Below are 23,572 nucleotides of genomic sequence, written 5' to 3' on the forward strand. Positions count from 1 at the left end.
CCACCTATGCAGCGTTGCTATGCGGATTTTTATTCCGATAACGTGATGGCCAGATAACTTCCGGTTCCACACCAATCGCTTCTGCAATTGCTGATTCATATGCAGGTACGCGGCGATAAAACACGTTACGCATTGCTCCAGGTTTTAAGCCGCGTACACGCTCCATCGTGGTGATATCAACCCCTTTATTATCAAGGGCGGCTGCAATTGCTTTGCTAGACCAGTCTTGTCCGCGACGAACAAACAAGTCAGTTAGATCTTGTCTCGATAACTGCATTGTGTGATCCTCTCCAATTTATCGATTCAGATAATCAAAACCATTTATCTGATGTGATAAATCCTAGAGAAACAAAAATCCGCTGTCAACGGATTTTTGTATTTGTTTAAGCGGATTTTTGTACATTTCGAGTTCTATATGAAAAACTCTTTAAAAAGAAACGGTTACGCAGATAAAACCGCAAGCAAGCAAACCGAGAAAGAACGGATTATTGAGGCTATGGATATAATCCGCTTCGGTGAGCGCCTTAAATCAGCTATGGAAGACAGCGGATTAAATTACATGGCACTGTCAAAACTGAGTGGGTTATCTGAAGCCACAATACGAAAGTACGTGCATGGGAAGATCTATCCAGGTATAGACAGCGCAGCTTTGGTGGCTCACGCATGCAATGTTCCTGTGGAGTGGTTGATATCAGGAAAATCCGCTACTGAAAACAATAATTCGCAACAAAGTCCGACCGAAAGAACAGAATTAAACCTCCTGTTACAACGCATGAATACTCAAGATTTAGATGCTTTGCTTGATGTTTTTTACAACATCGGTATCAAAGGAGTCCTAGAACGCCTACAACAACCCACTAGGCAAGCTAAGCAGGCCTACAACGACCTGGATGAACAGGAGAATGCCATCAGAAGCCTGAACATCAGGGAATCGCTTAAAGACGCTATGTGTATGGCTCTGGATGGAAATGAAGAAACTGACAAAGAGATTTTGCGACGCATCGAATCTCGTGCACGGACTGGGTCGCCAGGTGGTGAGACCATTGCCACGCCGGAGCAAGAAACGAAACCTGTAAGCAAAAAACCAGCATGAACACCTACTACTTGGTAGGCGTATGTTGCCAACTAACTAGCGACATCCAACAAAACCAATACCGACAACTGATAAGAAAGGAATAAATCAGACAAGATTAGAACGGGCTTTAGAATCTTTTAAACGAGTTTTAAAATCTTTTAAAAGGAGATCGCTTTCTTACACCACCAGATCAAAAGCGCCCAGAATAAAGCGTAAAAAAAGGCACTTTTGGTCATTTCTCACAAATCCGCCCAGAATCACACTGAATCACCACACCCCGCGCCACGCAAGGCTTGCAGGTTCTACCAGGCTGCACGAACTCCACCCAGAATTGATCGCTACCCCACACAATGAAGGACTTAAAACCTGTAGATGGGTTAAAACTGTTGGTGGCAAGCAGCGATAACGATCAGTATCGCTCCCGTAATGCATTAATCCGTCGTCACATAGAGAAAATGGATGCCAGTTTGCATGTCGGAACGAAAGAATTTGATATTGCAAAGGTCGACGAGGTGGATTCTGTTGATGATTTACTTATTGATAACGCCGCTCGTTATTTACTGAAAGACTGGAAAGGGGTTGGTGAACTGGTGGATGGGGTTGAGGTCGCGCTGGAATATACACCAGAGCGAGGGGCCACGCTGCTCAAGCAGAATCCAGAGTTGTACTGGCAAATTCTTGCTGAAGCCGCCAGCATCGCCCAGGGAAAAGAGCAGCAGAAGCAGGATACGATAAAAAAGCCATAGCCGCCCAGCGGTGGTTATCGGAGTTCGGGGGCGAAAAGGGGGAAAAGGCAAGGTGGACGAGAGAAAAACTCAGGTTGCCACCGATACCGGAGCCAGAAATAGACCCCGTTGTCCGTGAGTTATTGTATGCGTACTCAGTAATGTCTCGTTCCAGGCGTTATGCGGGCATGTCCGGGGTTCCGCTGCCTTTATCAATATCTGACGTGCACGACTACTTAAAAGCACACCCAATATTGATAGATAGTGATGAATTTGAAGCAGTGATCTTTGCGCTGGATGATCAGTATGTTTCTCAATCCAAAACTGTTGATGGGATATTGATTAATTAATTTAATATTTTTGGTGATGCCTCTAATTAGTTGAATCTGATGTATAATTCGGGCTTTTGAGGTTATCTCATGGCCAGTGTTAATATTCATTGTCCCCGTTGTCAGTCAGCTCGGGTTTACCGCCATGGTCAGAACCCTAAAGGCCGTGACAGATTTCGCTGCCGTGACTGCCACCGTGTATTTCAGCTCACTTATACTTATCAAGCACGTAAGCCGGGTATGAAAGAGCTGATCACTGAAATGGCCTTTAATGGTGCCGGGGTTCGCGATACCGCCAGGACACTGAAAATTGGTATTAACACCGTCATCCGGACTTTAAAAAACTCGCGCCAAAGCGAATAACTTCTTCGCCTGTTGCCCATGCTGATGTGGCGCTTATCTGCGAGCTTGATGAGCAATGGAGCTACGTTGGCAGTAAAGCCCGGCAACATTGGCTCTGGTACGCGTACAACACCAAAACAGGCGGTGTACTGGCCTACACTTTTGGTCCCCGAACCGATCAAACGTGCCGGGAGCTACTGGCACTGCTTACACCCTTCAACATCGGCATACTCACCAGCGATGACTGGGGCAGCTATGGCCGGGTGGTACCGAAGAATAAGCATCTGATCGGCAAAATATTCACCCAACGCATTGAGCGTAATAATCTGACGCTACGCACCCGTATTAAGCGGTTGGCTCGTAAAACAATCTGCTTCTCACGCTCAGTTGAGATCCACGAAAAAGTGATCGGAGCGTTTATCGAAAAACACATGTTCTACTAATTGGATGCACTACCATATTTTTTAGTAATTGTCTGAATTACAATGTGCACACATATAGTTTGATGAGAGATTGATAGTTGACTATCGAATGTGGTGGATATTTTAATGGCTGCCAGCCAGATTAATTCTGGCTGTTATAACAATGATTTGTGAAATGACGGTGATTTTATGAAAAAAGCAGTGTTGACTACCATTATCGCTTCAGCCTTGTTTGCAACTGGCATTGCAAATGCTGAATTGAAGCAGAATACTATTTCTCTTGGTTATGCCCAAAGCCATGTTAAAGCCGGTGGAGAAAGCCTTGATGAGAATCCTTCAGGGGTAAATATTAAGTATCGCTATGAGCTGGATGATAAATGGGGCGTTGCATCTTCATTTACGTACACAAATCAAGAATACGATTATTATTTTGCAGGCTCTAAAATTGGAAATGGAGAACTGGATTACTATTCACTAGCTGCCGGTCCAGCCTATCGTTTCAATGATTACTTCAGTGCATATGGCTTATTAGGTGTAGCGCATGGACGTGCTGAAGCGACGATTCTGGGATACTCTGACTCTTCAAGCAAGACTTCGGTTGTATATGGTGCTGGTATTCAGTTTAATCCTGTACCAAATTGGGTAGTTGACGCATCCTATGAGTACACCAAATTGGGCGATGTGAAAGTAGGTACTTGGATGACCGGTATTGGTTATCGTTTCTGATAATTTCCTTTCCTCTGTTGTCTGGCCCCGCTTATCAAGCGGGGCTTTTTATTTGTCCGGAGTAACTAAATGACAGAGCAAACTTCGCGTCTTGCAATAATTATTGATAGCACTGGAGCGAAAAATAATGCTGACAATCTGACCTCCTCCCTAGTCAAAATGACGCAGGCCGGAGAAACTGCTGCAAATAGCGCAGGGAAAGTGACCAGGGCAACAGAAGATGAGAAGAACGCGCTCGCAAAATTAAAGGCAGCTATTGATCCTGTAGGTGCCGCAATTGATACTGTCGGTCGACGCTATTCTGAATTAAAGAAATATTTCGGCAAAGGGCTTATTGATAAAGAAGAATATGAATTTCTTGCCCGTAAACTTAATGAAACTACAGCGGAATTGAGCGGGGTTGCGCAAGCGCAGAGAGAAGCCGCGAAGGCCGGAAAACTTGCTGCTGCCCAGCAGGAAGCGCAGGCTCAGGCCTTTCAAAGAATGCTGGACAAGATCGACCCTCTGGCCGCGGCGCTAAGAAATCTTGACCAACAGCAGGATGAACTTAATGCAGCACTTTCATCCGGGAAAATAAATGGCTCTCAGTTTGATAATTACAGCCGAAAAATACAGGAAACGCGGCGAGAGCTAACAGGAGAGGCTCAGGCAGAACGAGAAGCAGCAAAAGCGCATGATGAACAGGTTGCTGCTTTGCAACGTCTGATTGCTCAACTCGATCCTGTCGGAACAGCTTTTAATCGCCTGACAGAGCAGCAAAAGCAACTTAGCGAAGCAAAAGCCAGGGGGATGCTTTCTCCTGAAATGTATGAGGAGCTCTCAGGAAAACTCCGTGCTATGCGGAGAGAGCTTGAGGCTACTGAATCGCAATTAAGTAAAACCGGAATGTCGGCAAAACAAACGGCTTTTGCTGTGCGCATGTTGCCTGCACAAATGATTGATATTGTAGTTGGATTGTCCACAGGCCAGTCACCTTTTATGGTGTTAATGCAGCAAGGCGGTCAGCTAAAAGATATGTTCGGTGGTATTGGCCCGGCGATCAAAGGTGTTGGTTCTTATGTAATGGGGTTGAACCGCCCCGGGTTTCCTGGAGAGTGTTTTATCTGTGAACTCAGGCTGCCAGATCATTGTTTCCGATGGAAGCATAATAAGCTTTTTCTGCTTCTGCCGGAGGAGTATGGCCCAGCCTTCCCAGCAATCGTCGATTGTTATACCAGTCCACCCACGTTAGTGTGGCCAGTTCCACTTCTGCACGGTTTTTCCAGCTCTTACGGTGTATTACCTCCGCTTTGTAAAGACCATTGATGCTCTCAGCCATCGCGTTGTCATACGAGTCGCCTGTACTCCCTGTTGATGCCAGTAATCCGGCTTCTTTTAGTCGCTCCGTATAGGCCAGTGACACATACTGAGAGCCTTTATCGCTGTGATGGATGGTGCCAGACGGACGACGGGCCCACAACGCCTGCTCCAGCGCATCCAGCACGAATGTCGTTTCCATAGACGATGAGACCCGCCACCCCACGATGTATCCGGCAAACACATCAATGATAAACGCCACATAGACGAAGCCCTGCCATGTGCTGACGTAAGTAAAATCAGCCACCCACAGCTGGTCAGGACGTTCTGCCACGAACTGACGGTTTACGCGGTCACCTGTGGCAACGGTTTTCCGGCTGACGGTAGTGCGGACCTTTTTACCCCGGAGAACACCGGCAAGTCCCATAACCGCCATGAGGCGCGCCACTGTACATCTGGCCACCCTGATTCCTTCCCGTAACAACTGACGCCAGACTTTACGCACACCGTACACCTGATGATTTTCATCGTATACGCGCTGTATCTCTCTCTTCAGCCAGTCATCGTGCTGCGCACGGGCACTGCGTTTATCCGGATGATGTCGCTGTTGCTGACAATGGTAATACGTTGACGGGGCAATATGCAGTTCGCTGCATACCGGTCCGACCCCGTACTGCTCACGCAGCTTATCCAGCAGTGGCATCATTTTTTCCAGAGGCGGTCGAACTCCGCCTTCGCAAAATAAGCGGAAGCCTGGCGAAGGATATCGTTACTGCGGCGCAGTTCACGATTTTCACGTTCCAGCTCTTTCAGACGCTGACGTTCAGCGCTGGTGAGCCCACCATCACCGCCCCCGGTATCCCGCTCATGCTGGCGAACCCAGACACGCAGAGTCTCCGGCGTACAGCCAATCTTTGGGGCAATGGAACAAATTGCCGCCCACTGTGAGTCATATTCATCCTGACTTTCCAGAACCATACGAATCGCCCGCTGACGGACTTCGGGGGAAAAACGAGTATTTTTAGTCATCCTGTTTACCTCTTTCTCAGGGAGTTTAGTCTCCAGGATTTCCGGGGCGGTTCAGTTTGACGAAGTGGTGATCTGATGCAGGACATACAACAGGAAACACTGAATGAATGCATCCGTGCGGAGCAGTCGGCCTGCCTGGTGCTCTGGGAAATTGACCTGACAGAGGTCGGTGGAGAACGTTATTTTTTCTGTAATGAGCAGAACGAAAAAGGTGAGCCGGTCACCTGGCAGGGGCGACAGTATCAGCCGTATCCCATTCAGGGGACGGGATTTGAACTGAACGGCAAGGGCAGTGCTGCCCGTCCGACACTGACGGTCTCTAACCTGTACGGCATGGTCACCGGGATGGCGGAAGATCTGCAGAGTCTGGTTGGCGGAACGGTGGTCCGGCGTAAGGTTTACGCCCGTTTTCTGGATGCGGTGAACTTCGTCAACGGAAACAGAGACGCCGATCCGGAGCAGGAGGTGATCAGCAGCTGGCGCATTGAGCAGTGCAGCGAACTGAGCGCGGTGAGTGCCTCCTTTGTACTGTCCACGCCGACGGAAACGGACGGCGCTGTTTTTCCGGGACGTATCATGCTGGCCAACACCTGCACCTGGACCTATCGCGGTGATGAGTGCGGTTATCACGGTCCGGCTGTCGCGGATGAATATGACCAGCCAACATCCGATATCACGAAAGATAAATGCAGCAAATGCCTGAGTGGCTGTAAGTTTCGCAATAACGTCGGCAACTTTGGCGGCTTCCTTTCCATTAACAAACTTTCGCAGTAAACCCATGACAGAAACAGAATCAGCGATTCTGGCGCACGCCCGGCGATGTGCGCCAGCGGAGTCGTGCGGCTTCGTGGTAAGCACGCCGGAGGGGGAAAGATATTTTCCCTGCATGAATATTTCCGGTGAGCCGGAGGGTTATTTCCGGATGTCGCCGGAAGACTGGCTGCAGGCAGAAATGCAGGGTGAGATTGTGGCACTGGTCCACAGCCACCCCGGTGGTCTGCCCTGGCTGAGTGAGGCTGACCGGCGGCTGCAGGTGCAGAGTGATTTGCCGTGGTGGCTGGTCTGCCGGGGGACGATTCACAAGTTCCGCTGTGTGCCGTATCTCACCGGGCGGCGCTTTGAGCACGGAGTAACGGACTGTTACACGCTGTTCCGGGACGCTTACCATCTGGCGGGAATTGAGATGCCGGATTTTCATCGCGGGGATGACTGGTGGCGTCACGGTCAGAATCTCTATCTTGACAATATGGAGGCAACGGGTTTTTACCGTGTCGCACTGACAGAGGCGCAGCCTGGCGACGTGCTGCTGTGCTGCTTTGGTTCATCGGTGCCGAATCATGCCGCCATTTACTGCGGCGACGGCGAGCTGCTGCACCATATTCCTGAACAACTGAGTAAACGAGAGAGGTACACCGACAAATGGCAGCGACGCACACACTCCCTCTGGCGTCACCGGGCATGGCACGCATCTGCCTTTACGGGGATTTGCAACGATTTGGCCGCCGCATCGACCTTCGTGTGAAAACGGGGGCTGAAGCCATCCGGGCGCTGGCCACACAGCTCCCGGCGTTTCGTCAGAAACTGAATGAGGGCTGGTATCAGATACGGATTGCCGGGCGTGATGCAGGTGAAACCGAATTATCAGCCCGTCTGAATGAGCCGCTGGAAAATGGTGCCGTGATCCACATCGTGCCGCGTTTGGCGGGTGCTAAAAGTGGCGGTATTTTTCAGGCAGTGCTGGGGGCGGCGCTGATTGCGGTTGCATGGTGGAACCCTGTGGGCTGGCTGGGGGCCACGGCTGTATCGGGTATGTATGCGGCAGGGGCCAGTATGATCCTGGGCGGTGTGGCGCAGATGTTGGCACCGAAAGCCAGGACGCCCACGGCAGCCAGTACAGACAACGGCAAACAGAACACGTATTTCTCGTCACTGGATAACATGGTTGCCCAGGGCAATGTTCTGCCCGTTCTGTACGGTGAAATGCGCGTGGGGTCGCGGGTGGTCTCTCAGGAGATCAGCACGGCAGACGAAGGGGATGGTGGTCAGGTTGTGGTGATTGGTCGCTGATGAAAAACGTTTTATGTGAAACCGCCTCCGGGCGGTTTTATCGTTTATGGAGCATGACGAATGGGTAAAGGCAGCAGTAAGGGGCATACCCCGCGCGAAGCGAAGGACAACCTGAAGTCCACGCAGCTGCTGAGTGTGATCGATGCCATCAGCGAAGGGCCGGTTGAAGGTCCGGTGGATGGATTAAAAAGCGTGCTGCTGAACAGTACGCCGGTGCTGGACAGTGAGGGGAATACCAATATATCCGGCGTCACGGTGGTGTTCCGGGCCGGTGAGCAGGAGCAGACACCGCCGGAGGGATTTGAATCCTCCGGCTCCGAGACGGTGCTCGGTACAGAAGTGAAATATGACACGCCGATCACCCGGACCATCACGTCGGCAAACATTGACCGTCTGCGTTTTACTTTCGGCGTGCAGGCACTGGTGGAAACCACCTCTAAGGGGGACAGGAATCCGTCGGAAGTCCGCCTGCTGGTTCAGATACAACGTAACGGTGGCTGGGTGACGGAAAAAGACATCACCATTAAGGGCAAAACCACCTCGCAGTATCTGGCCTCGGTGGTGGTGGATAACCTGCCGCCGCGCCCGTTTAATATCCGGATGCGCAGGATGACGCCGGACAGCACCACAGACCAGCTGCAGAACAAAACGCTCTGGTCGTCATACACCGAAATCATCGATGTGAAACAGTGCTACCCGAACACGGCACTGGTCGGCGTACAGGTGGATTCGGAGCAGTTCGGCAGCCAGCAGGTGAGCCGTAATTATCATCTGCGCGGGCGTATTCTGCAGGTGCCGTCGAACTATAACCCGCAGACGCGGCAATACAGCGGTATCTGGGACGGAACGTTTAAGCCAGCATACAGCAATAACATGGCCTGGTGTCTGTGGGATATGCTGACCCATCCACGCTACGGCATGGGGAAACGTCTTGGTGCGGCGGATGTGGACAAATGGGCGCTGTATGTCATCGGCCAGTACTGCGACCAGTCAGTGCCGGACGGCTTTGGCGGCACGGAGCCGCGCATCACCTGTAATGCGTACCTGACCACACAGCGCAAGGCGTGGGATGTGCTCAGTGATTTCTGCTCGGCGATGCGCTGTATGCCGGTATGGAACGGGCAGACGCTGACGTTCGTGCAGGACCGACCGTCGGATAAGGTGTGGACCTATAACCGCAGTAATGTGGTGATGCCGGATGATGGCGCGCCGTTCCGCTACAGCTTCAGCGCCCTCAAGGACCGCCATAATGCCGTTGAGGTGAACTGGATTGACCCGGATAACGGCTGGGAGACGGCGACAGAGCTTGTGGAGGACACGCAGGCCATTGCCCGTTATGGTCGTAACGTCACGAAGATGGATGCCTTTGGCTGTACCAGCCGGGGGCAGGCACACCGAGCCGGGCTGTGGCTGATTAAAACGGAACTGCTGGAAACGCAGACCGTGGATTTCAGCGTGGGCGCAGAAGGGCTTCGCCATGTGCCGGGCGATGTTATTGAAATCTGCGATGATGACTATGCCGGTATCAGCATCGGTGGTCGCGTGCTGGCGGTGAACAGCCAGACCCGGACGCTGACGCTCGACCGTGAAATCACGCTGCCATCCTCCGGCACCACGCTGATAAGCCTGGTTGACGGTGAGGGTAATCCGGTCAGCGTGGAGGTCCAGTCCGTCACCGACGGCGTGAAGGTGAAAGTGAGCCGTGTTCCTGACGGCGTTGCTGAATACAGCGTGTGGGGGCTGAAGTTGCCGACGTTGCGCCAGCGCCTGTTCCGCTGTGTGAGTATTCGTGAGAACGACGACGGCACGTATGCCATCACTGCCGTGCAGCATGTGCCGGAAAAAGAGGCCATCGTGGATAACGGGGCGCACTTTGACGGCGACCAGAGCGGCACGGTGAATGGTGTCACGCCGCCAGCGGTGCAGCACCTGACCGCAGAAGTCACCGCAGACAGCGGGGAATACCAGGTGCTGGCGCGCTGGGACACGCCGAAGGTGGTGAAGGGCGTGAGATTTATGCTTCGCCTGACCGTGGCAGCGGACGACGGCAGTGAGCGGCTGGTCAGCACAGCCCGGACGACGGAAACCATATACCGCTTCAGACAACTGGCGCTGGGGCGTTATATGCTGACGGTCCGGGCTGTAAATGCCCGGGGGCAGCAGGGTGATCCGGCGTCGGTATCGTTCCGGATTGCCGCACCGGCAGCGCCTGTCACTATTGAACTGATACCGGGGTATTTTCAGATAACGGCAGTCCCGCGTCTTGCGGTGTATGACCCGACGGTGCAGTTTGAGTTCTGGTTCTCGGAAAATCAGATTACGGATATCCGGCAGGTTGAAACCACAGCCCGCTATCTTGGTACGGCGATGTACTGGACAGCTGCCAGTATTAATATCAGGCCGGGCCATGATTATTACTTTTATATCCGCAGTGTGAACATCGTCGGTAAATCAGCGTTTGTGGAAGCTGTCGGCCAGCCGGTTAATGATGCTGAGGTGTATCTCAATTTTTTTGAAGGGAAAATAAACAGCACCCTGCTGGGGCAGGAGCTGAACGATCGTATTAATGCCTCGGCATTGCGCAGTGAAGTTGAGCAACTGGAGGATGAGATCAATCAGCAGATAGAGAGTGATATTGCTGAAGTGACCCAAAAAATCGGGGAGACAGAAAACAGCCTCACACAGCTGGTTGCGAAAAAAAATGATGAGCTGTCACTGGGTATATCACAGGTGAGCCAGAGAGTGGATAACGTCAGCAGCGAACTCACGCAGACGGTCAGTCAGAGTAATGAGGAGAATGCACGCCAGATAGCGCAGGTTCGCCAGTATGTGGATCAAAAAAGCAGTGAAATCATGACGACAACGGACCAGAAGCTGGGAGATCAGGAGGCCACCATCCAGCAGATACAAAAGGTTCAGACGGACACCAGTAATAACCTGAACAGTATGTGGGCCGTGAAACTGCAGCAGATGCAGGATGGTCGCCTTTATATTGCGGGTATCGGTGCCGGTATTGAGAACACCCCTGACGGTATGCAGAGCCAGGTGCTGCTGGCGGCAGACAGGATTGCGATGATTAATCCTGCAAATGGCAACACAAAACCGATGTTTGTTGGTCAGGGCGATCAGATATTCATGAACGACGTGTTCCTGAAACGCCTGACGGCTCCCACCATTACCAGCGGCGGCAATCCGCCGGTATTTTCCCTGACACCGGACGGGCGGCTGACGGCGAAAAATGCCGATATCAGCGGTAACGTGAATGCGAACTCCGGGACGCTCAACAACGTCACGATTAACGAGAACTGTCGGGTTCTGGGAAAACTGTCCGCCAACCAGATTGAAGGCGATCTCGTTAAAACAGTGGGCAAAGCTTTCCCCCGGGACTCCCGTGCACCGGAACGGTGGCCATCAGGGACCATTACCGTCAGGGTTTATGACGATCAGCCGTTTGACCGGCAGATTGTTATTCCGGCGGTGGCATTCAGCGGCGCTAAACATGAGAAAGAGCATACTGATATTTACTCCTCATGCCGTCTGATAGTGCGGAAAAACGGTGCTGAAATTTATAACCGTACCGCGCTGGATAATACGCTGATTTACAGTGGTGTTATTGATATGCCGGCTGGTCATGGTCACATGACACTGGAGTTTTCGGTGTCAGCATGGCTGGTAAATAACTGGTATCCCACAGCAAGTATCAGCGATTTGCTGGTTGTGGTGATGAAGAAAGCCACTGCAGGCATCACGATTAGCTGAATTTTATAACCCAGATACGGGCGCCAGAAATGGCGCCTTTTTTATTGCAGAAAAGCGAGAGGTAATTATGCGTAAATTATGTGCTGTTATTCTGTCTGCAGTAGTCTGGCTGGTCGCCGCTGGTACGCCAGCGAGTGCAGCAGAGCATCAGTCCACACTAAGCGGCGGGTATCTTCAGTCCCATACTGATATGCCCGGAAACGATGACCTGAAGGGCATTAACGTGAAATACCGTTATGAATTTACGGACACGCTGGGGCTGGTGACGTCATTCAGCTATGCAGGAGACAAGAATCGCCAGCTGACCCGTTACAGTGATACCCGCTGGCATGAAGATTCCGTTCGTAACCGCTGGTTCAGCGTAATGGCGGGGCCGTCTGTGCGCGTGAATGAATGGTTCAGCGCGTATGCGATGGCGGGTGTGGCTTACAGCCGTGTGTCGACTTTCTCCGGGGATTATCTCCGCGTAACTGACAATAAGGGGAAAACGCACGATGTGCTGACCGGAAGTGATGACGGTCGCCACAGCAACACGTCTCTGGCGTGGGGAGCTGGCGTGCAGTTTAACCCGACCGAATCCGTGGCCATTGATATTGCTTATGAAGGCTCCGGCAGTGGCGACTGGCGCACTGACGGTTTCATCGTGGGTGTCGGTTATAAATTCTGATTAGCCAGGTAACACAGTGTTATGACAGCCCGCCGGTTCAGGCGGGCTTTTTTGTGGGGTGAATATGGCAGTAAAGATTTCAGGTGTCCTGAAGGACGGAGCGGGTGAGCCTGTCGTAAACTGTGCGATTGAATTGCGTGCCAGAAGAACCAGTCCGACAGTTGTGGTTAATATTGTGGCAACCTGTCTTACGGGAAGTGATGGCGGGTATACTATTAATGCTGAGCCGGGATTTTATGATGTATTTTTGTCCCGCTCAGGGCATCCTCCTGTAAAGGCGGGGGAAATTTATGTTGCACCGACAGATGAGCCGGATACGCTGAATGCTTTTCTGGATGCACCAAAGGAGGGTGATTTACGCCCTGAGGTAATGAAGCGTTTTGAGGAAATGGTAAATACCGTTGTTCGCTTGTCTGAGCAGGTGGTCAGTGACAGGGAGAGAGCAGAAACAGCTGCTGATGATGCAATCAATGCAGCAACATCTGCGGCGGTTAGTAAGGATGAGGCAGAAGAGCTAAAAAATCAGACACAGCAGAGCGCCGAAGCTGCAGCCGGAAACGCACAGCAGACGGCACAGGATGTGACGACAACCGCAACGGCCCGTGATGATGCGGAACGTTTTGCGGGTGAGGCAGAAAACAGCGCACAGTCATCAGGCACATCGCGGGATGAATCAGTCGATGCCGCCGAACGTGCCCGCCTTTATCATAATGCCGCATCATCAGCTGCAACCAGCGCGGAAAATGCAGCAAATGCTGCACTCGGGCATGAAAATAACGCTGCCGAATACGCCCGACAGGCTAAAGCCAGCCAGGATGCAGGTGCAGACAATGCGCAGGAAGCGAAACAGTACAGGGATGAGGCGCAGCAGATAGTTGATGACCTGAATGCAACAAATGCCTCCACGACAGAAAAAGGTCTGGTGCAACTGTGTAGTGATACGGACAACGACAGCGAGGAACTGGCTGCCACGCCAAAGGCTGTCAAAACCGTCATGGACGAGACGAAAACAAAAGCGCCACTGGACAGCCCGGCCTTCACCGGCACCCCAACCACCCCAACCCCACCGGATGATGCCGCCGGTCTGGAAGCAGCGAACGCAGCGTTTGTGCGCAAACTGCTTGCTGCGCTGGTTGGCTCATCGCCGGAAGTTCTGGACACCCTGAACGAGCTGGCAGCGGCGCTGGGCAATGACCCGAACTTTGCGACGACAATCACAAACGCGCTGGCAGGCAAACAACCGCTTAATGACGTCTTAACGGCAATCAGCGCACTGACGCAACGGGCAGATAATCTTCTGTACTTCAATACGGACGGGAATGCCTCACTGTCTCTGCTGTCAGAGAAGGGCCGCGCATTGCTGGCGCATGACACGGCTGAAGCCATGCGCACGGAGCTTGAGCTGAGCGCGGCTGCGACGATGGAACCCCAGAGTGATATCCGTGACCGCACACCGGGCAGGCTGGCCCTGTCCGGGATGTATGGGTTTGGACAGGCATTCACCAGCGCCGAAGCTCTGTCATTTAACGGACAGGCTGATTTCGTTATATGGCTGCAGACAGTCACCCCGGGGCGTTATGCGGTCAGTATTGCGGACTCCTCCACGCTGCTGGTGGGCACCACGAAATTTAACGGTATCATTGATGTGATGTGGTCACCCTCTGATAACGATGGTTCAGACTCAGCGCGTAAATTCAAAATGCTGCTGTACTACAACCAGTATTACGAGGATGAGCACAGCATACATTGTATGCGTTATCGCTACAGTGGTAACAGCTGGAATGCAACATCAAGCCTTATTGTGTATGACGGCAACTCCCTGGCATATCTGATGTCCTCAACCGCCGGTAATGGTCCGTTCTCATATTACCAATACCCGGCCGTCGGTGTGCCGATTATGGCGGTATATCAGGGAGAAAGTTTTGGTGAAAATGCTTCTCTGGGACTCGGTGATACTGTGCCGGGTTCCCGTCTTGGTCCTCTGGCCATGAGTGCACAGGTTAGTGATACAGGGACATACGCATCCTCACCGCAGGTTGTGATTGGCGGTGCCGGTGAATACAACTTCCCCGGTCGTTACACGGCGCTTTCGGGCCTGGGTAACAATTATGGTACTCAGCGTGGCTTTATCGGTCTTTTTGTACGCATTGAGTAATGAGGAAATCAGGCATGAAAATCAGAGCGGTGAAAGGTATCAGAAACGCACATTATCTTGAAAATGGTGCGGTTGACTGCGAGGTGTTATTTGAAGGTGAAACGGAGTTCGCCCTGTATACTGCCATACAGGATGATATGGCCCCGACAGGCCAGCATGTCTGGCAGGAGCTGCAAAGCGGGAAATGGGGCGAAATCGCCCCGTTCACCGTCACGCCGGAACTTATTGCAGCGGCAAAGGATGCCAAAAGGCGGGAAATTGAGGCATGGCGCGACAGTCAGGAAAACGTTGAGTTTATTTTCACGTTTGATGGCCGTCGTTTTGATGGCGGAAAAACCTCGCAGTCACGCCTTGCGCCCGTGGTTGCAACAGCGCAGGCCGGACTGCTTCCGGATGGTTTTTTCTGGACTGATGCGGATAATAATAACGTCGAACTGACCAGGGAGAAACTTATTGCGCTGAACGATGCCATGATGGTGGCCATGGTGGCGGAGGGCTTTAAAATCCACGAACGCCAGCGCGAGATGAAGGAACAACTGAATAATCTGGATGATTTGCGTTCAATCAGGGAAATGGTGATTAGCGATAATTAGCGGTCAATTCCGGGCTTTGGGGTTGTGAGCTCCCCGCCCGGAATTGCGCCTCAATTAGCCCAGAAAAAATCGCGAAGTTACAATTGGCCCGGCAACACCACTGAGTCATACAGCGAAACTTGATACTGTTCGTGTAGCCATAATGGAATGCTGCTCCACGCTGAATCTCCCGTTTGTTGATATGCGTGATGTGGTGAACAGCAGTAACAGGCAGCTGTATACAGGGGCTGACGATGTTCACCCTAATGATGTCGGTCATGTTTTCGGGGGCTGCAGGCAGCAATGCGGGTGTTGCAGTTTTATGTGATACAGATAGCCAGTGAGCATATTGCGCCACTTCAGGATGCTGTAGACCTGGAAATCACAACGGAGGAAGAAACATCGTTGCTGGAAGCATGGAAAAAGTATCGGGTATTGCTGAACCGTGTTGATACGTCAACTGCACAGGATATTGAATGGCCAGCACTGCCGTAGGGTAAAACATATAAATTCTATAATTAGATGTATCTTTCCATTTACGGCAAGGAAGGGGGCTTGGAAGACGTAAAGCATCTCACACCGAGATTATTTTTTATATGTCAGGTGTCTGAAGTTTTGCTTTGGCTCTTAAAATGGTTTGCCGCGAGGTTTTGAATTCCCGGGCAATGGCACTTATACTTACACCTGACTTAATTCGTTCGAATACCACCTGTTTCTGTTCTTCATTTAACACAGGTGGTCGACCAAAACGTTTCCCTGCGCCGCGGGCTCTTACTATCCCGGAATGAGTGCGTTCAAGTAAAAGGTCTCGTTCAAATTCAGCGACTGCTGAAATTACTTGCATCATCATTTTTCCTGTTGGACTGGTCAGGTCAATGCCACCCAATGCTAAGCAATGCACTCTGATACCTGTTTCGGTCAGTTGTTCCACTGTTTTCCTGATATCCATTGCATTACAACCAAGGCGATCCAGTTTTGTCACAATCAATTGATCACCACATTTCAGGCGAGCAAGCAACCGGTTAAAACCAGGACGCTCACTGGTTGCTGCTGAGCCGCTAATGTGTTCTTCGATTATTTGCTGAGGTTTGATTTTAAAACCTGCACTTTCGATTTCCCGGCGTTGATTTTCGGTGGTTTGATCCAGCGTTGATATCCGACAGTAAGCAAAAATTCGAGACATAGTGAGACTCTATACGAAATTGGTGTTCATATCATAATGCATCTCAGAAAATAATTATGATTATTTTTGTGCATATTTGTATGTACACGTTCGAAAATAAACGAATGCGTATGCAACCCCGTAATTTTGGTGAGACCCAAAATCGATTTTGTGAAAAATGGCTTTAACTCGGTTTGTTTTTCGAGTTCCGGGCGGACTCAAGGAAGAAGAATAGTGTTGCGTGTTATTTTAACCAGATTTCAAGTTGTTTGGTCGTGGAAAAGTGGAGCAAAATGTTGTTAAAGTGGAAAAATGATAAAAAAGTAAGTTTATTATATTACATTTTACCATTTAAATTTTGGTTGTCTTTAAGAACTGATATCGCTGTTTGTAATAATTCTTTGTTATCCAGCCATGATTTTTTCTTTATGTTTCCTTCAATGTAATCAAGCAATGTTCTGGTATTGATAGGTCTTCCCTGTTTTGCTACTTCCACTACAGCATCCCCTAGGATAATTCTTACTTCAGGAAGCTGCGCAGGGAACCACTTTAGGGTGTCTTTTGATTTCATGAAGATATTCCTTAAAATATTATTGATTTTCATTGCGATATTGTATGTCTGATTCAGGATATGTTGACTTATACATCGGTTTTGTCTGGGTTATTGGATATGCCAATCCCTAATTTTATTAGAGCATGACTAAAAATGCTGAATATGATAAGGAGCGAAGTGATTATCAGTATGCTGTTCATATAGCCTCGAATTAGTAATGTGTTATATATGATATAGTTGACAATTTTTATCCTGGGTGTTCTTAAAGTTCGTAGATAAACATTGTCGTTTCAGGTATACAGGAATGCTAACAGGTGGCGGCAAAAATCAGGCGGTTTATGGCGCAAGCTGAAGTGGCAACTGCAAACTATCTTATGCAGAGACTCTACACGGATTGGGTTTAAAAGTATACATAGATAACAGTTTTTATCTGAAGAAGAAAAATATCAAGGTGATATAGCCTATATGCCTTTGATGCGGAGGAATGAATGTGATGGGAGTGATGTATCTGAATAGTTGAAAAACCGCAGTCACGTCGTATGCAAGAACGTGCTGCGGTTGGTTTGACTTTGATTGAGACGTTTTGGAATTTTTTTCGGTGGCAAAAATGGGGCAAAACGCTGCAAAAGGGGCAAAAAAGGGGCAAAAAAAGAGTGGATTATCGTAGCTTATTGTTGTCGCTGATGATATTTAACACATTGAAAAATAAGTAAAATACTTATGAGTCAGAGAGTTGTGATTTTTGCCCTTACTTGTTCAGATTGTATTGTTCTTTCTTACTAATTTCTTGATTTTGCGACATTTAAAAGCGACTCAATTCGTTATATGGCATCAGAAGAGTATGCGTAATGCCGGAACGCCCAGCATAAGAAATCTGATATAAAAACTGTGGCGTGTATGGTACGGATTAGAGGGGAAAATGTCAGCACATTTGCGAAATGAATCAAAAAGCCCGCAGCAATGTGCGGGCGTTAGTGTCAGCGCACAACCAGCACGGAGCACTCTGCGTGACGCACTACAGCTGCGGCGTTGGAACCGAGCAGATAAGTGGTGATATCCGGTCGATGGGAAGCAATGATGATCATATGAGCGGGGATCTTCTTCGCCAATTCCAGAATGCGGTCTTTGGGCGAGCCTTCCTCAACATGGACATGCACTCTGTCGGTTGGCAGTTTAAATTTTTTAATGATCTCTTCCAGTTGCGATTTGGCTTCCGCTTTCAGGTCATCCATTGCCGGTAATTCTGCGGAATACGCTAAACCCAGAGAGGCATAGTAGGGCAGTGAAGGTATTACCGTCAGGAAATGAACCTCTGCATCATCAATCTTTGCCTCTGCCTCAACGTGGCTAATCACGCGTTGAGTTAATTCTGAATCGGAAATATCGATAGGGACAAGAATCGTTCTGTTCATAAAACCTCCTGTTTTAGTATCCGCATAAAGTGTAACGCCAGATGACACTTTTTGTGTAATGACGGAGTTCACATTTTTAATTTAGATCAAAGGAGGAAGAATAAGCAGAAAAAGCCCGCCATAACAGCGGGCAGGAGGATTTAGAACTGATAAACCAGACCTAAAGCGACAATATCATCGGTAGAGATGCCGTTGGCAGCGTAGAAGCTGTCATCTTCATCCAACAGGTTGATTTTATAGTCAACGTAAGTGGACATATTTATATTGAAATAGTAAGTCGCGCCAACATCGGCGTATTTTACCAGATCTTTATCATCAACACCTGCCGGGTTGTCTGCACCACCGGCAGCGTGCAGGTCACGGCCTTTAGACATCAGGAAAGAGACTGCCGGACGCAGACCAAAATCAAACTGGTACTGTGCAGTGACTTCAAAGTTCTGGGTTTTGTTTGCAACAGCATAATCGCTGTCGCCAAACGGGGTCATATTACGCGTTTCTGAATACATGGTTGCCAGGTAAATATTATTAGCATCGTATTTTAGCCCAGCAGTCCACGCGTCTGCTTTATCACCACCAGCCGCAGTATGGTTAACCTGGTCATTGGTGCGGTCAGAAGAGGTGTATGCCGCACCAGCGCTAAAGCCCATACCTAAATCATATGTTGTGGAAAGACCCCAGCCGTCACCGTTTTCATGGCGAACATCACGTCCGTTGTTGGTGCCTTCCTGACCATTACTGGCTCCTTCGTTGTTACCTTGATACTGCACCGCGAAGTTCAGACCATTTACCAGACCGAAGAAATCAGTGTTACGATAAGTCGCGACGCCATTGGCACGACCAGTCATAAAGTTGTCTGCATTGGTATAAGAGTCACCGCCAAATTCAGGCAGCATATCGGTCCAGCCTTCGATGTCGTACAGTACGCCATAATTACGTCCGTAATCGAAAGAACCGTAATCTGCAAATTTCAGTCCGGCAAATGCCAGACGGGTCCATGACTGGTTTTTTGAAGATTCAGTGTTGTTTGCCTGAATATTGTATTCCCATTGACCGTAGCCAGTAAGTTGATCGTTAATTTGGGTTTCGCCTTTAAAACCCAGACGCGCATAGCTCTGGTCGCCATCTTTCGCTGAATTATCAGAAAAATAATGCAGGCCATCAACTTTGCCATACAGATCTAATTTATTGCCGTCTTTATTATAAACTTCGGCTGCATGTGCAGCACCTGCGGCGAGCAGGGCAGGAATTAAAAGTGCCAGTACTTTGCTTTTCATTGAATAAATCCTTTAGTTATTTTATTTGCCTTTTATCCCCATTTCGGGGAATGAAAACATCCTAAAGGAGAAGTTCAGTTAGCCGATAAATATCATTTGTTACGCCTTAAGTAAAACCTTAATCAAATAATTCCTCTGAAATGATAATAAGTCTGGTGAATGTATCGAAGATAATACATACAAAATAAAAATTATACTTTTAATTTGCTATACGTTATTCTGCGCGGGTTATATGCCTTTATTGTCACAGATTTTATTTTCTGTTGGGCCATTGCATTGCCACTGATTTTCCAACATATAAGAAGACAAGCCCGAACAGTCGTTCGGGCTTTTTTTTAGAATTGGATAATCCTTATCCAGAGCATTTAATCGGTGTTGCTTTTTTCCGCTTTTCCGGCCATTTGTGCCAGGAAGTCATAGCGTTTTTGCAAATCAGCTGCGGCATCTTTCCATAACTGTTCTGCCACTTCTGGCTGCTGCGAATTCAGACGACGGAAACGCTGCTCGTGAAGTAACGTTTCTTCCAGTGCTTCTGACGGCGGGCGTGAATCCAGCGCCAGCGGCAGTTTGCCTTCATCGGCTCGACGTGGATCGAAGCGATATAGCGGCCAGAAGCCGGTGGCAGTGAGTTGGCGCATCTGGTCGTGACTGAGTGCCAGATCGTAACCATGCTCTTCACACGGGCTATAAGCGATGATCAGCGATGGTCCCGGATACGCTTCTGCTTCCTGAATCGCTTTCACTGTCTGGTTGAGCTGCGCGCCGAGAGAAATTTGCGCCACATAAACATGACCGTACATCATCATACTGACGCCAAGATCTTTACGCGCTTTACGTTTGCCGTGCTCGCCAAATTTAGTTACTGCACCCAGCGGTGTCGCTTTCGACGCCTGACCACCGGTGTTGGAATAGCATTGCGTATCCAGCACCAGAATGTTGACGTTTTCCGTCAAACTCAATACATGATCCAGACCGCCAAAGCCGATATCGTAAGCCCAGCCATCGCCACCAATCAGCCAGATTGATTTTTCCACCAGTGCATCTGCATCACGTAGCAGTTCATGTGCTTCGGCAACATCGTTGAGTTGCTGGCGTAAAGCTGCAACCTGTTCACGACGAACCTCTGGCTTGGCGTCTGATTTCAACGCAGTTAGTAATTCCGCCGGGATTTTATCGGCAAATTGATCCAGCAGACGCAGCACGCGGACACGGTGTTGATCGACCGTCAGGCGGAAACCAAGGCCAAATTCGGCGTTATCTTCAAACAGCGAGTTCGCCCATGCCGGTCCACGACCGTTGGCATCGGTAGTATACGGTGTAGAGGGCAGGTTACCGCCATAAATTGAAGAACAACCCGTAGCGTTAGCGATCAACATCCGATCGCCATAGAGCTGAGTCAGCAATTTAATATACGGCGTCTCGCCACAACCAGAGCAAGCACCTGAATATTCAAACAGCGGTGTAATCAGTTGCGATGTACGAATATCAATACGTTCCAGTTTGCTGCGATCGATTTCTGGTAAATTCAGGAAGAAGTCGTAATTGATTTTCTCTTCTTCCACATGTTCCAGGCGCGACATCATATTGATGGCTTTAATCTCTGGATCCTGACGGTCTTTCGCCGGGCAAACTTCGACGCACAGGTTACAACCGGTGCAATCTTCCGGTGCCACCTGCAAGACATATTTCTGCCCGCGCATATCACGCGATTTCACATCCAGCGAATGCAGGCTGGCAGGGGCATTTTCCATTGCTTCAGGCGGCACTACTTTGGCGCGAATAGCTGAGTGTGGGCAAGCGGCAACGCAGTGGTTACATTGGGTACAGAGTTCCTCTTTCCAGATGGGGATCTCTTCGGCAATATTGCGTTTTTCCCAGCGGGTGGTACCCATCGGCCAGGTGCCGTCTGGCGGCAGCGCCGAAACGGGGAGAGCATCGCCAAGTCCGGCGAGCATCGCAGCGGTAACGGTTTTCACGAAATCAGGAGCAGCATCGGAAACCACAGGCGGTCGATTGGCGCTGTGCGGATTAACCGGCTGCAGCGGAACTTCTTCTACCGATTCACGCGCCAGTGCCAGAGCCTGCCAGTTGCGTTCCACCAGATCCTGGCCTTTGCTGCTGTAGCTTTTGGCAATCGCGCCCTGCAATTCGGCCAGGGCGCTGTCGCCAGGCAGAATTTGCGTCAGATGGAAAAAAGCCATCTGCATGACGGTATTAATACGGGCCGCCAGGCCACATTCACGGGCGATTTTCGCCGCGTTAATCACATAGAAGCGCGCTTTTTTCTGGTTTAACACGGCCTGAACTTCCTGCGGCAAGCGCGACCATACTTCATCTGCGCTGTACGGCGTGTTGAGCAGGAAAATGCCGCCAGGTTTTAAACGTTCAGCCATCTGATATTTGTCGATAAACTGCAACTGGTGACAGCCAACAAAATCAGCCTGGGAAATGAGATAAGCGGAACGAATCGGCTGCTCGCTCACGCGAAGGTGAGAAACCGTCAGGCCGCCTGCCTTTTTGGAGTCGTAAACAAAATAGCCCTGTGCGTACCACGGCGTGGAATTACCGATAATTTTGATATTGTTTTTGGTCGCGGAAACGCTGCCATCACTACCAAGACCATAAAACAAGGCTTCCAGTTTCGCCGAGTTTGGCAGGGTGTTTTCCGGCAACGGAAGTGACAGATTGGTCACATCATCGTAAATACCAACCGTAAAGCGCGCTTTCGGTTTAGCCGCGTTGAGCTCGGCAAATACCGCCAGTACACAGTCCGGGCCAAATTCTTTGGATGAAAGACCATAGCGCCCGCCGATGACACGGGGCAGGGTTTCGCGCTCGCCATTATTAAAGGCTTCAGCCAGTGTGGTCATTACATCCAGGTACAGGGGTTCCGCTTGCGCACCTGGCTCCTTGGTGCGATCCAGCACCGCCACTGTCCGAACAGAGTCCGGCAATGCTTGCAGTAAGTGTTTGGCGGAGAAGGGGCGGTACAGGCGAACTTTTAGCACGCCCACTTTTTCGCCTCGGGTCAGCAATTCATCAACCACTTCTTCACAGGTGCCGATGGCAGAGCCCATCAGGATAATCACCCGTTCCGCTTGTGGATGCCCGTAATACTCAAACGGCTGATAATGGCGACCTGTCGCGGCAGCGAAATCATTCATTGCCTGTTCAACATGGTCATAGACTGCGTTGTACCATGGGTTGGTGGCTTCGCGAGACTGGAAATAAGTGTCAGGATTGGCGGACGTACCGCGGATCACCGGATGTTCCGGGTTTAGTGCACGGGCGCGATGAGCATCAATTTCTGCCTGCGGCATCAGTTCAAGAATAGTGTCATCGGCCAGCGGGACAATTTTATTGATCTCGTGGGAGGTGCGGAAACCATCAAAGAAATGAATAAATGGCACGCGACTTTTCAGCGTCGCAATGTGCGAAATGAGAGCAAAGTCTTGCGCCTCCTGGACGTTTGCTGCACACAACATCGCGCAACCCGTCTGGCGCACTGCCATGACGTCGGAATGATCGCCAAAAATAGAGAGTGCATGTGTGGCAACGGTACGAGCCGCAACATGCAGGACAAACGGCGTCAGTTCGCCTGCCAGTTTGTACAGCGTTGGGATCATCAGCAGCAAACCCTGCGATGACGTAAACGATGTTGAGAGGGCGCCAGTTTGCAAAGCACCATGCACGGTAGCGATAGCACCCGCTTCCGACTGCATTTCAACCACGCGTGGTGTGTCTCCCCAAACGTTTTTCAAGCCGTTTCCGGCCCATGCATCAGCCTGTTCTGCCATCGTGGAACTGGGGGTAATAGGGTAGATGGCGATAACTTCACTGGTGCGATACGCCACCGAAGCAACCGCGCCATTACCGTCAATAGTAATCATATGACACCCTTACATTGCGCAAATGAGGGGCGCACGAAATTGCTGCGCGCCCAGTAGTTATCTTTCAATTTTAGCAAATGGCTTTCTTCTGCATTTTCGCTTTTGTGTCCCCTACAT

At 50.1% G+C, this 23,572-nt stretch carries 21 protein-coding genes, 2 pseudogenes and 1 other annotated feature; of the genes and pseudogenes, 15 read left to right on the plus strand and 8 right to left on the minus strand.

The features are described 5' to 3' along the window. Window positions 1-4: 4 nt before the first annotated feature. Entirely contained in the window at window positions 5-277 is a 273-nt protein-coding gene (locus QUF14_RS08780) for a helix-turn-helix domain-containing protein (protein ID WP_047085349.1), read from the minus strand. 138 nt (window positions 278-415) lie between these two features. Between QUF14_RS08780 and QUF14_RS08785 the strand changes: the two genes are divergently transcribed. The 6 genes and pseudogenes from QUF14_RS08785 to QUF14_RS08810 all read left to right on the plus strand — a co-directional run. Next, a complete protein-coding gene (locus tag QUF14_RS08785; RefSeq protein ID WP_042966145.1) occupies window positions 416-1,093 on the plus strand; it encodes a helix-turn-helix domain-containing protein in 678 nt (225 codons plus the stop codon). A gap of 368 nt (window positions 1,094-1,461) precedes the next feature. Further along, window positions 1,462-1,821 carry a phage-derived protein YdaY family protein gene (locus tag QUF14_RS08790; protein WP_122985745.1) on the plus strand — a complete coding sequence of 120 codons (360 nt, stop codon included), beginning with the start codon at window positions 1,462-1,464 and terminating at the stop codon, window positions 1,819-1,821. 140 nt (window positions 1,822-1,961) lie between these two features. Then, window positions 1,962-2,150, plus strand: a complete 189-nt coding sequence (locus QUF14_RS08795) for a hypothetical protein (RefSeq protein WP_202116839.1) — start codon at window positions 1,962-1,964, stop codon at window positions 2,148-2,150. A 69-nt stretch (window positions 2,151-2,219) separates the two neighbouring features. After that, window positions 2,220-2,914 (plus strand): IS1 family transposase gene (locus QUF14_RS08800; protein WP_085948397.1). Its coding sequence is split into 2 segments (ribosomal slippage): window positions 2,220-2,466 and window positions 2,466-2,914, totalling 696 coding nucleotides; the frame shifts between segments, so codons are not numbered across the junction. A gap of 168 nt (window positions 2,915-3,082) precedes the next feature. Continuing rightward, window positions 3,083-3,619: an Ail/Lom family outer membrane beta-barrel protein gene (locus QUF14_RS08805; protein ID WP_001406955.1), complete on the plus strand. Its 537-nt coding sequence runs from the start codon at window positions 3,083-3,085 to the stop codon at window positions 3,617-3,619. A 69-nt stretch (window positions 3,620-3,688) separates the two neighbouring features. Further along, window positions 3,689-4,699, plus strand: a pseudogene (locus QUF14_RS08810) (phage tail length tape measure family protein); the annotation flags it as partial. 31 nt (window positions 4,700-4,730) lie between these two features. On the opposite strand, the gene QUF14_RS08815 reads toward QUF14_RS08810, so the two are convergent. Beyond that, window positions 4,731-5,944, minus strand: a protein-coding gene (locus QUF14_RS08815; protein WP_371829233.1) for an IS3 family transposase whose coding sequence is annotated in 2 segments (ribosomal slippage) — window positions 4,731-5,656 and window positions 5,656-5,944 — 1,215 coding nt in all. Because the reading frame shifts where the segments join, the coding sequence is not laid out codon by codon here. After that, window positions 5,547-5,663 (minus strand) — a sequence feature (AL1L pseudoknot). It overlaps the preceding gene by 117 nt. Window positions 5,945-6,019: 75 nt before the next feature. Here QUF14_RS08815 and QUF14_RS08820 point away from each other — a divergent pair. From QUF14_RS08820 to QUF14_RS08855, 8 genes and pseudogenes are all read left to right on the plus strand, one after another. Further along, entirely contained in the window at window positions 6,020-6,718 is a 699-nt protein-coding gene (locus QUF14_RS08820) for a phage minor tail protein L (RefSeq protein WP_097757482.1), read from the plus strand. A gap of 4 nt (window positions 6,719-6,722) precedes the next feature. Further along, window positions 6,723-7,466, plus strand: a complete 744-nt coding sequence (locus QUF14_RS08825; protein ID WP_286333507.1) for a C40 family peptidase — start codon at window positions 6,723-6,725, stop codon at window positions 7,464-7,466. Next, complete coding sequence (locus QUF14_RS08830; RefSeq protein WP_286333535.1) at window positions 7,463-8,011, plus strand: tail assembly protein; 549 nt, start codon at window positions 7,463-7,465, stop codon at window positions 8,009-8,011. The genes QUF14_RS08825 and QUF14_RS08830 overlap by 4 nt, the downstream gene beginning before the upstream one ends. A gap of 60 nt (window positions 8,012-8,071) precedes the next feature. Beyond that, on the plus strand, window positions 8,072-11,770 hold the full coding sequence (gpJ, locus tag QUF14_RS08835; protein ID WP_286333508.1) for a phage attachment tail tip protein J: 3,699 nt from the start codon (window positions 8,072-8,074) through the stop codon (window positions 11,768-11,770). A 67-nt stretch (window positions 11,771-11,837) separates the two neighbouring features. Continuing rightward, window positions 11,838-12,437: an Ail/Lom family outer membrane beta-barrel protein gene (locus QUF14_RS08840; RefSeq protein ID WP_047085483.1), complete on the plus strand. Its 600-nt coding sequence runs from the start codon at window positions 11,838-11,840 to the stop codon at window positions 12,435-12,437. A 64-nt stretch (window positions 12,438-12,501) separates the two neighbouring features. Beyond that, complete coding sequence (locus QUF14_RS08845; protein ID WP_286333509.1) at window positions 12,502-14,592, plus strand: prophage tail fiber N-terminal domain-containing protein; 2,091 nt, start codon at window positions 12,502-12,504, stop codon at window positions 14,590-14,592. 14 nt (window positions 14,593-14,606) lie between these two features. Next, complete coding sequence (locus tag QUF14_RS08850; protein ID WP_286333510.1) at window positions 14,607-15,185, plus strand: DUF4376 domain-containing protein; 579 nt, start codon at window positions 14,607-14,609, stop codon at window positions 15,183-15,185. A gap of 303 nt (window positions 15,186-15,488) precedes the next feature. Then, window positions 15,489-15,659: pseudogene (locus QUF14_RS08855) on the plus strand (tail fiber assembly protein); the annotation flags it as partial. Between the two features lie 97 nt (window positions 15,660-15,756). Here the strand turns inward: QUF14_RS08855 and QUF14_RS08860 are convergent. The 3 genes from QUF14_RS08860 to QUF14_RS08870 all read right to left on the minus strand — a co-directional run bounded on the left by QUF14_RS08860 (window position 15,757) and on the right by QUF14_RS08870 (window position 17,079). Beyond that, window positions 15,757-16,347, minus strand: coding sequence for a recombinase family protein (locus tag QUF14_RS08860; RefSeq protein ID WP_000086527.1), 591 nt, complete (start codon window positions 16,345-16,347; stop codon window positions 15,757-15,759). Window positions 16,348-16,663: 316 nt separating this feature from the next. Continuing rightward, window positions 16,664-16,897: a cold shock protein YdfK gene (ydfK, locus tag QUF14_RS08865; protein ID WP_000836768.1), complete on the minus strand. Its 234-nt coding sequence runs from the start codon at window positions 16,895-16,897 to the stop codon at window positions 16,664-16,666. Between the two features lie 68 nt (window positions 16,898-16,965). Next, on the minus strand, window positions 16,966-17,079 hold the full coding sequence (locus QUF14_RS08870) for a YnaM/YnfT family protein (protein ID WP_120795384.1): 114 nt from the start codon (window positions 17,077-17,079) through the stop codon (window positions 16,966-16,968). Window positions 17,080-17,418: 339 nt separating this feature from the next. Between QUF14_RS08870 and QUF14_RS08875 the strand changes: the two genes are divergently transcribed. Further along, complete coding sequence (locus QUF14_RS08875) at window positions 17,419-17,592, plus strand: hypothetical protein (protein WP_001157926.1); 174 nt, start codon at window positions 17,419-17,421, stop codon at window positions 17,590-17,592. 264 nt (window positions 17,593-17,856) lie between these two features. On the opposite strand, the gene uspF is transcribed toward QUF14_RS08875, so the two are convergent. The 3 genes from uspF to nifJ form a co-directional block, all read right to left on the minus strand. Next, entirely contained in the window at window positions 17,857-18,291 is a 435-nt protein-coding gene (gene uspF / locus QUF14_RS08880; RefSeq protein WP_001295593.1) for a universal stress protein UspF, read from the minus strand. Window positions 18,292-18,431: 140 nt separating this feature from the next. Next, the gene (gene ompN, locus QUF14_RS08885; RefSeq protein WP_100733965.1) at window positions 18,432-19,565 is read right to left on the minus strand and encodes a porin OmpN; all 1,134 of its coding nucleotides are present in this window, start codon (window positions 19,563-19,565) and stop codon (window positions 18,432-18,434) included. 365 nt (window positions 19,566-19,930) lie between these two features. Further along, entirely contained in the window at window positions 19,931-23,455 is a 3,525-nt protein-coding gene (gene nifJ, locus QUF14_RS08890; protein WP_000628263.1) for a pyruvate:ferredoxin (flavodoxin) oxidoreductase, read from the minus strand. Between the last annotated feature and the right edge of the window lie 117 nt (window positions 23,456-23,572).

This window comes from Escherichia sp. HH091_1A (assembly GCF_030295175.1).
Classification (GTDB): domain Bacteria; phylum Pseudomonadota; class Gammaproteobacteria; order Enterobacterales; family Enterobacteriaceae; genus Escherichia; species Escherichia coli_F.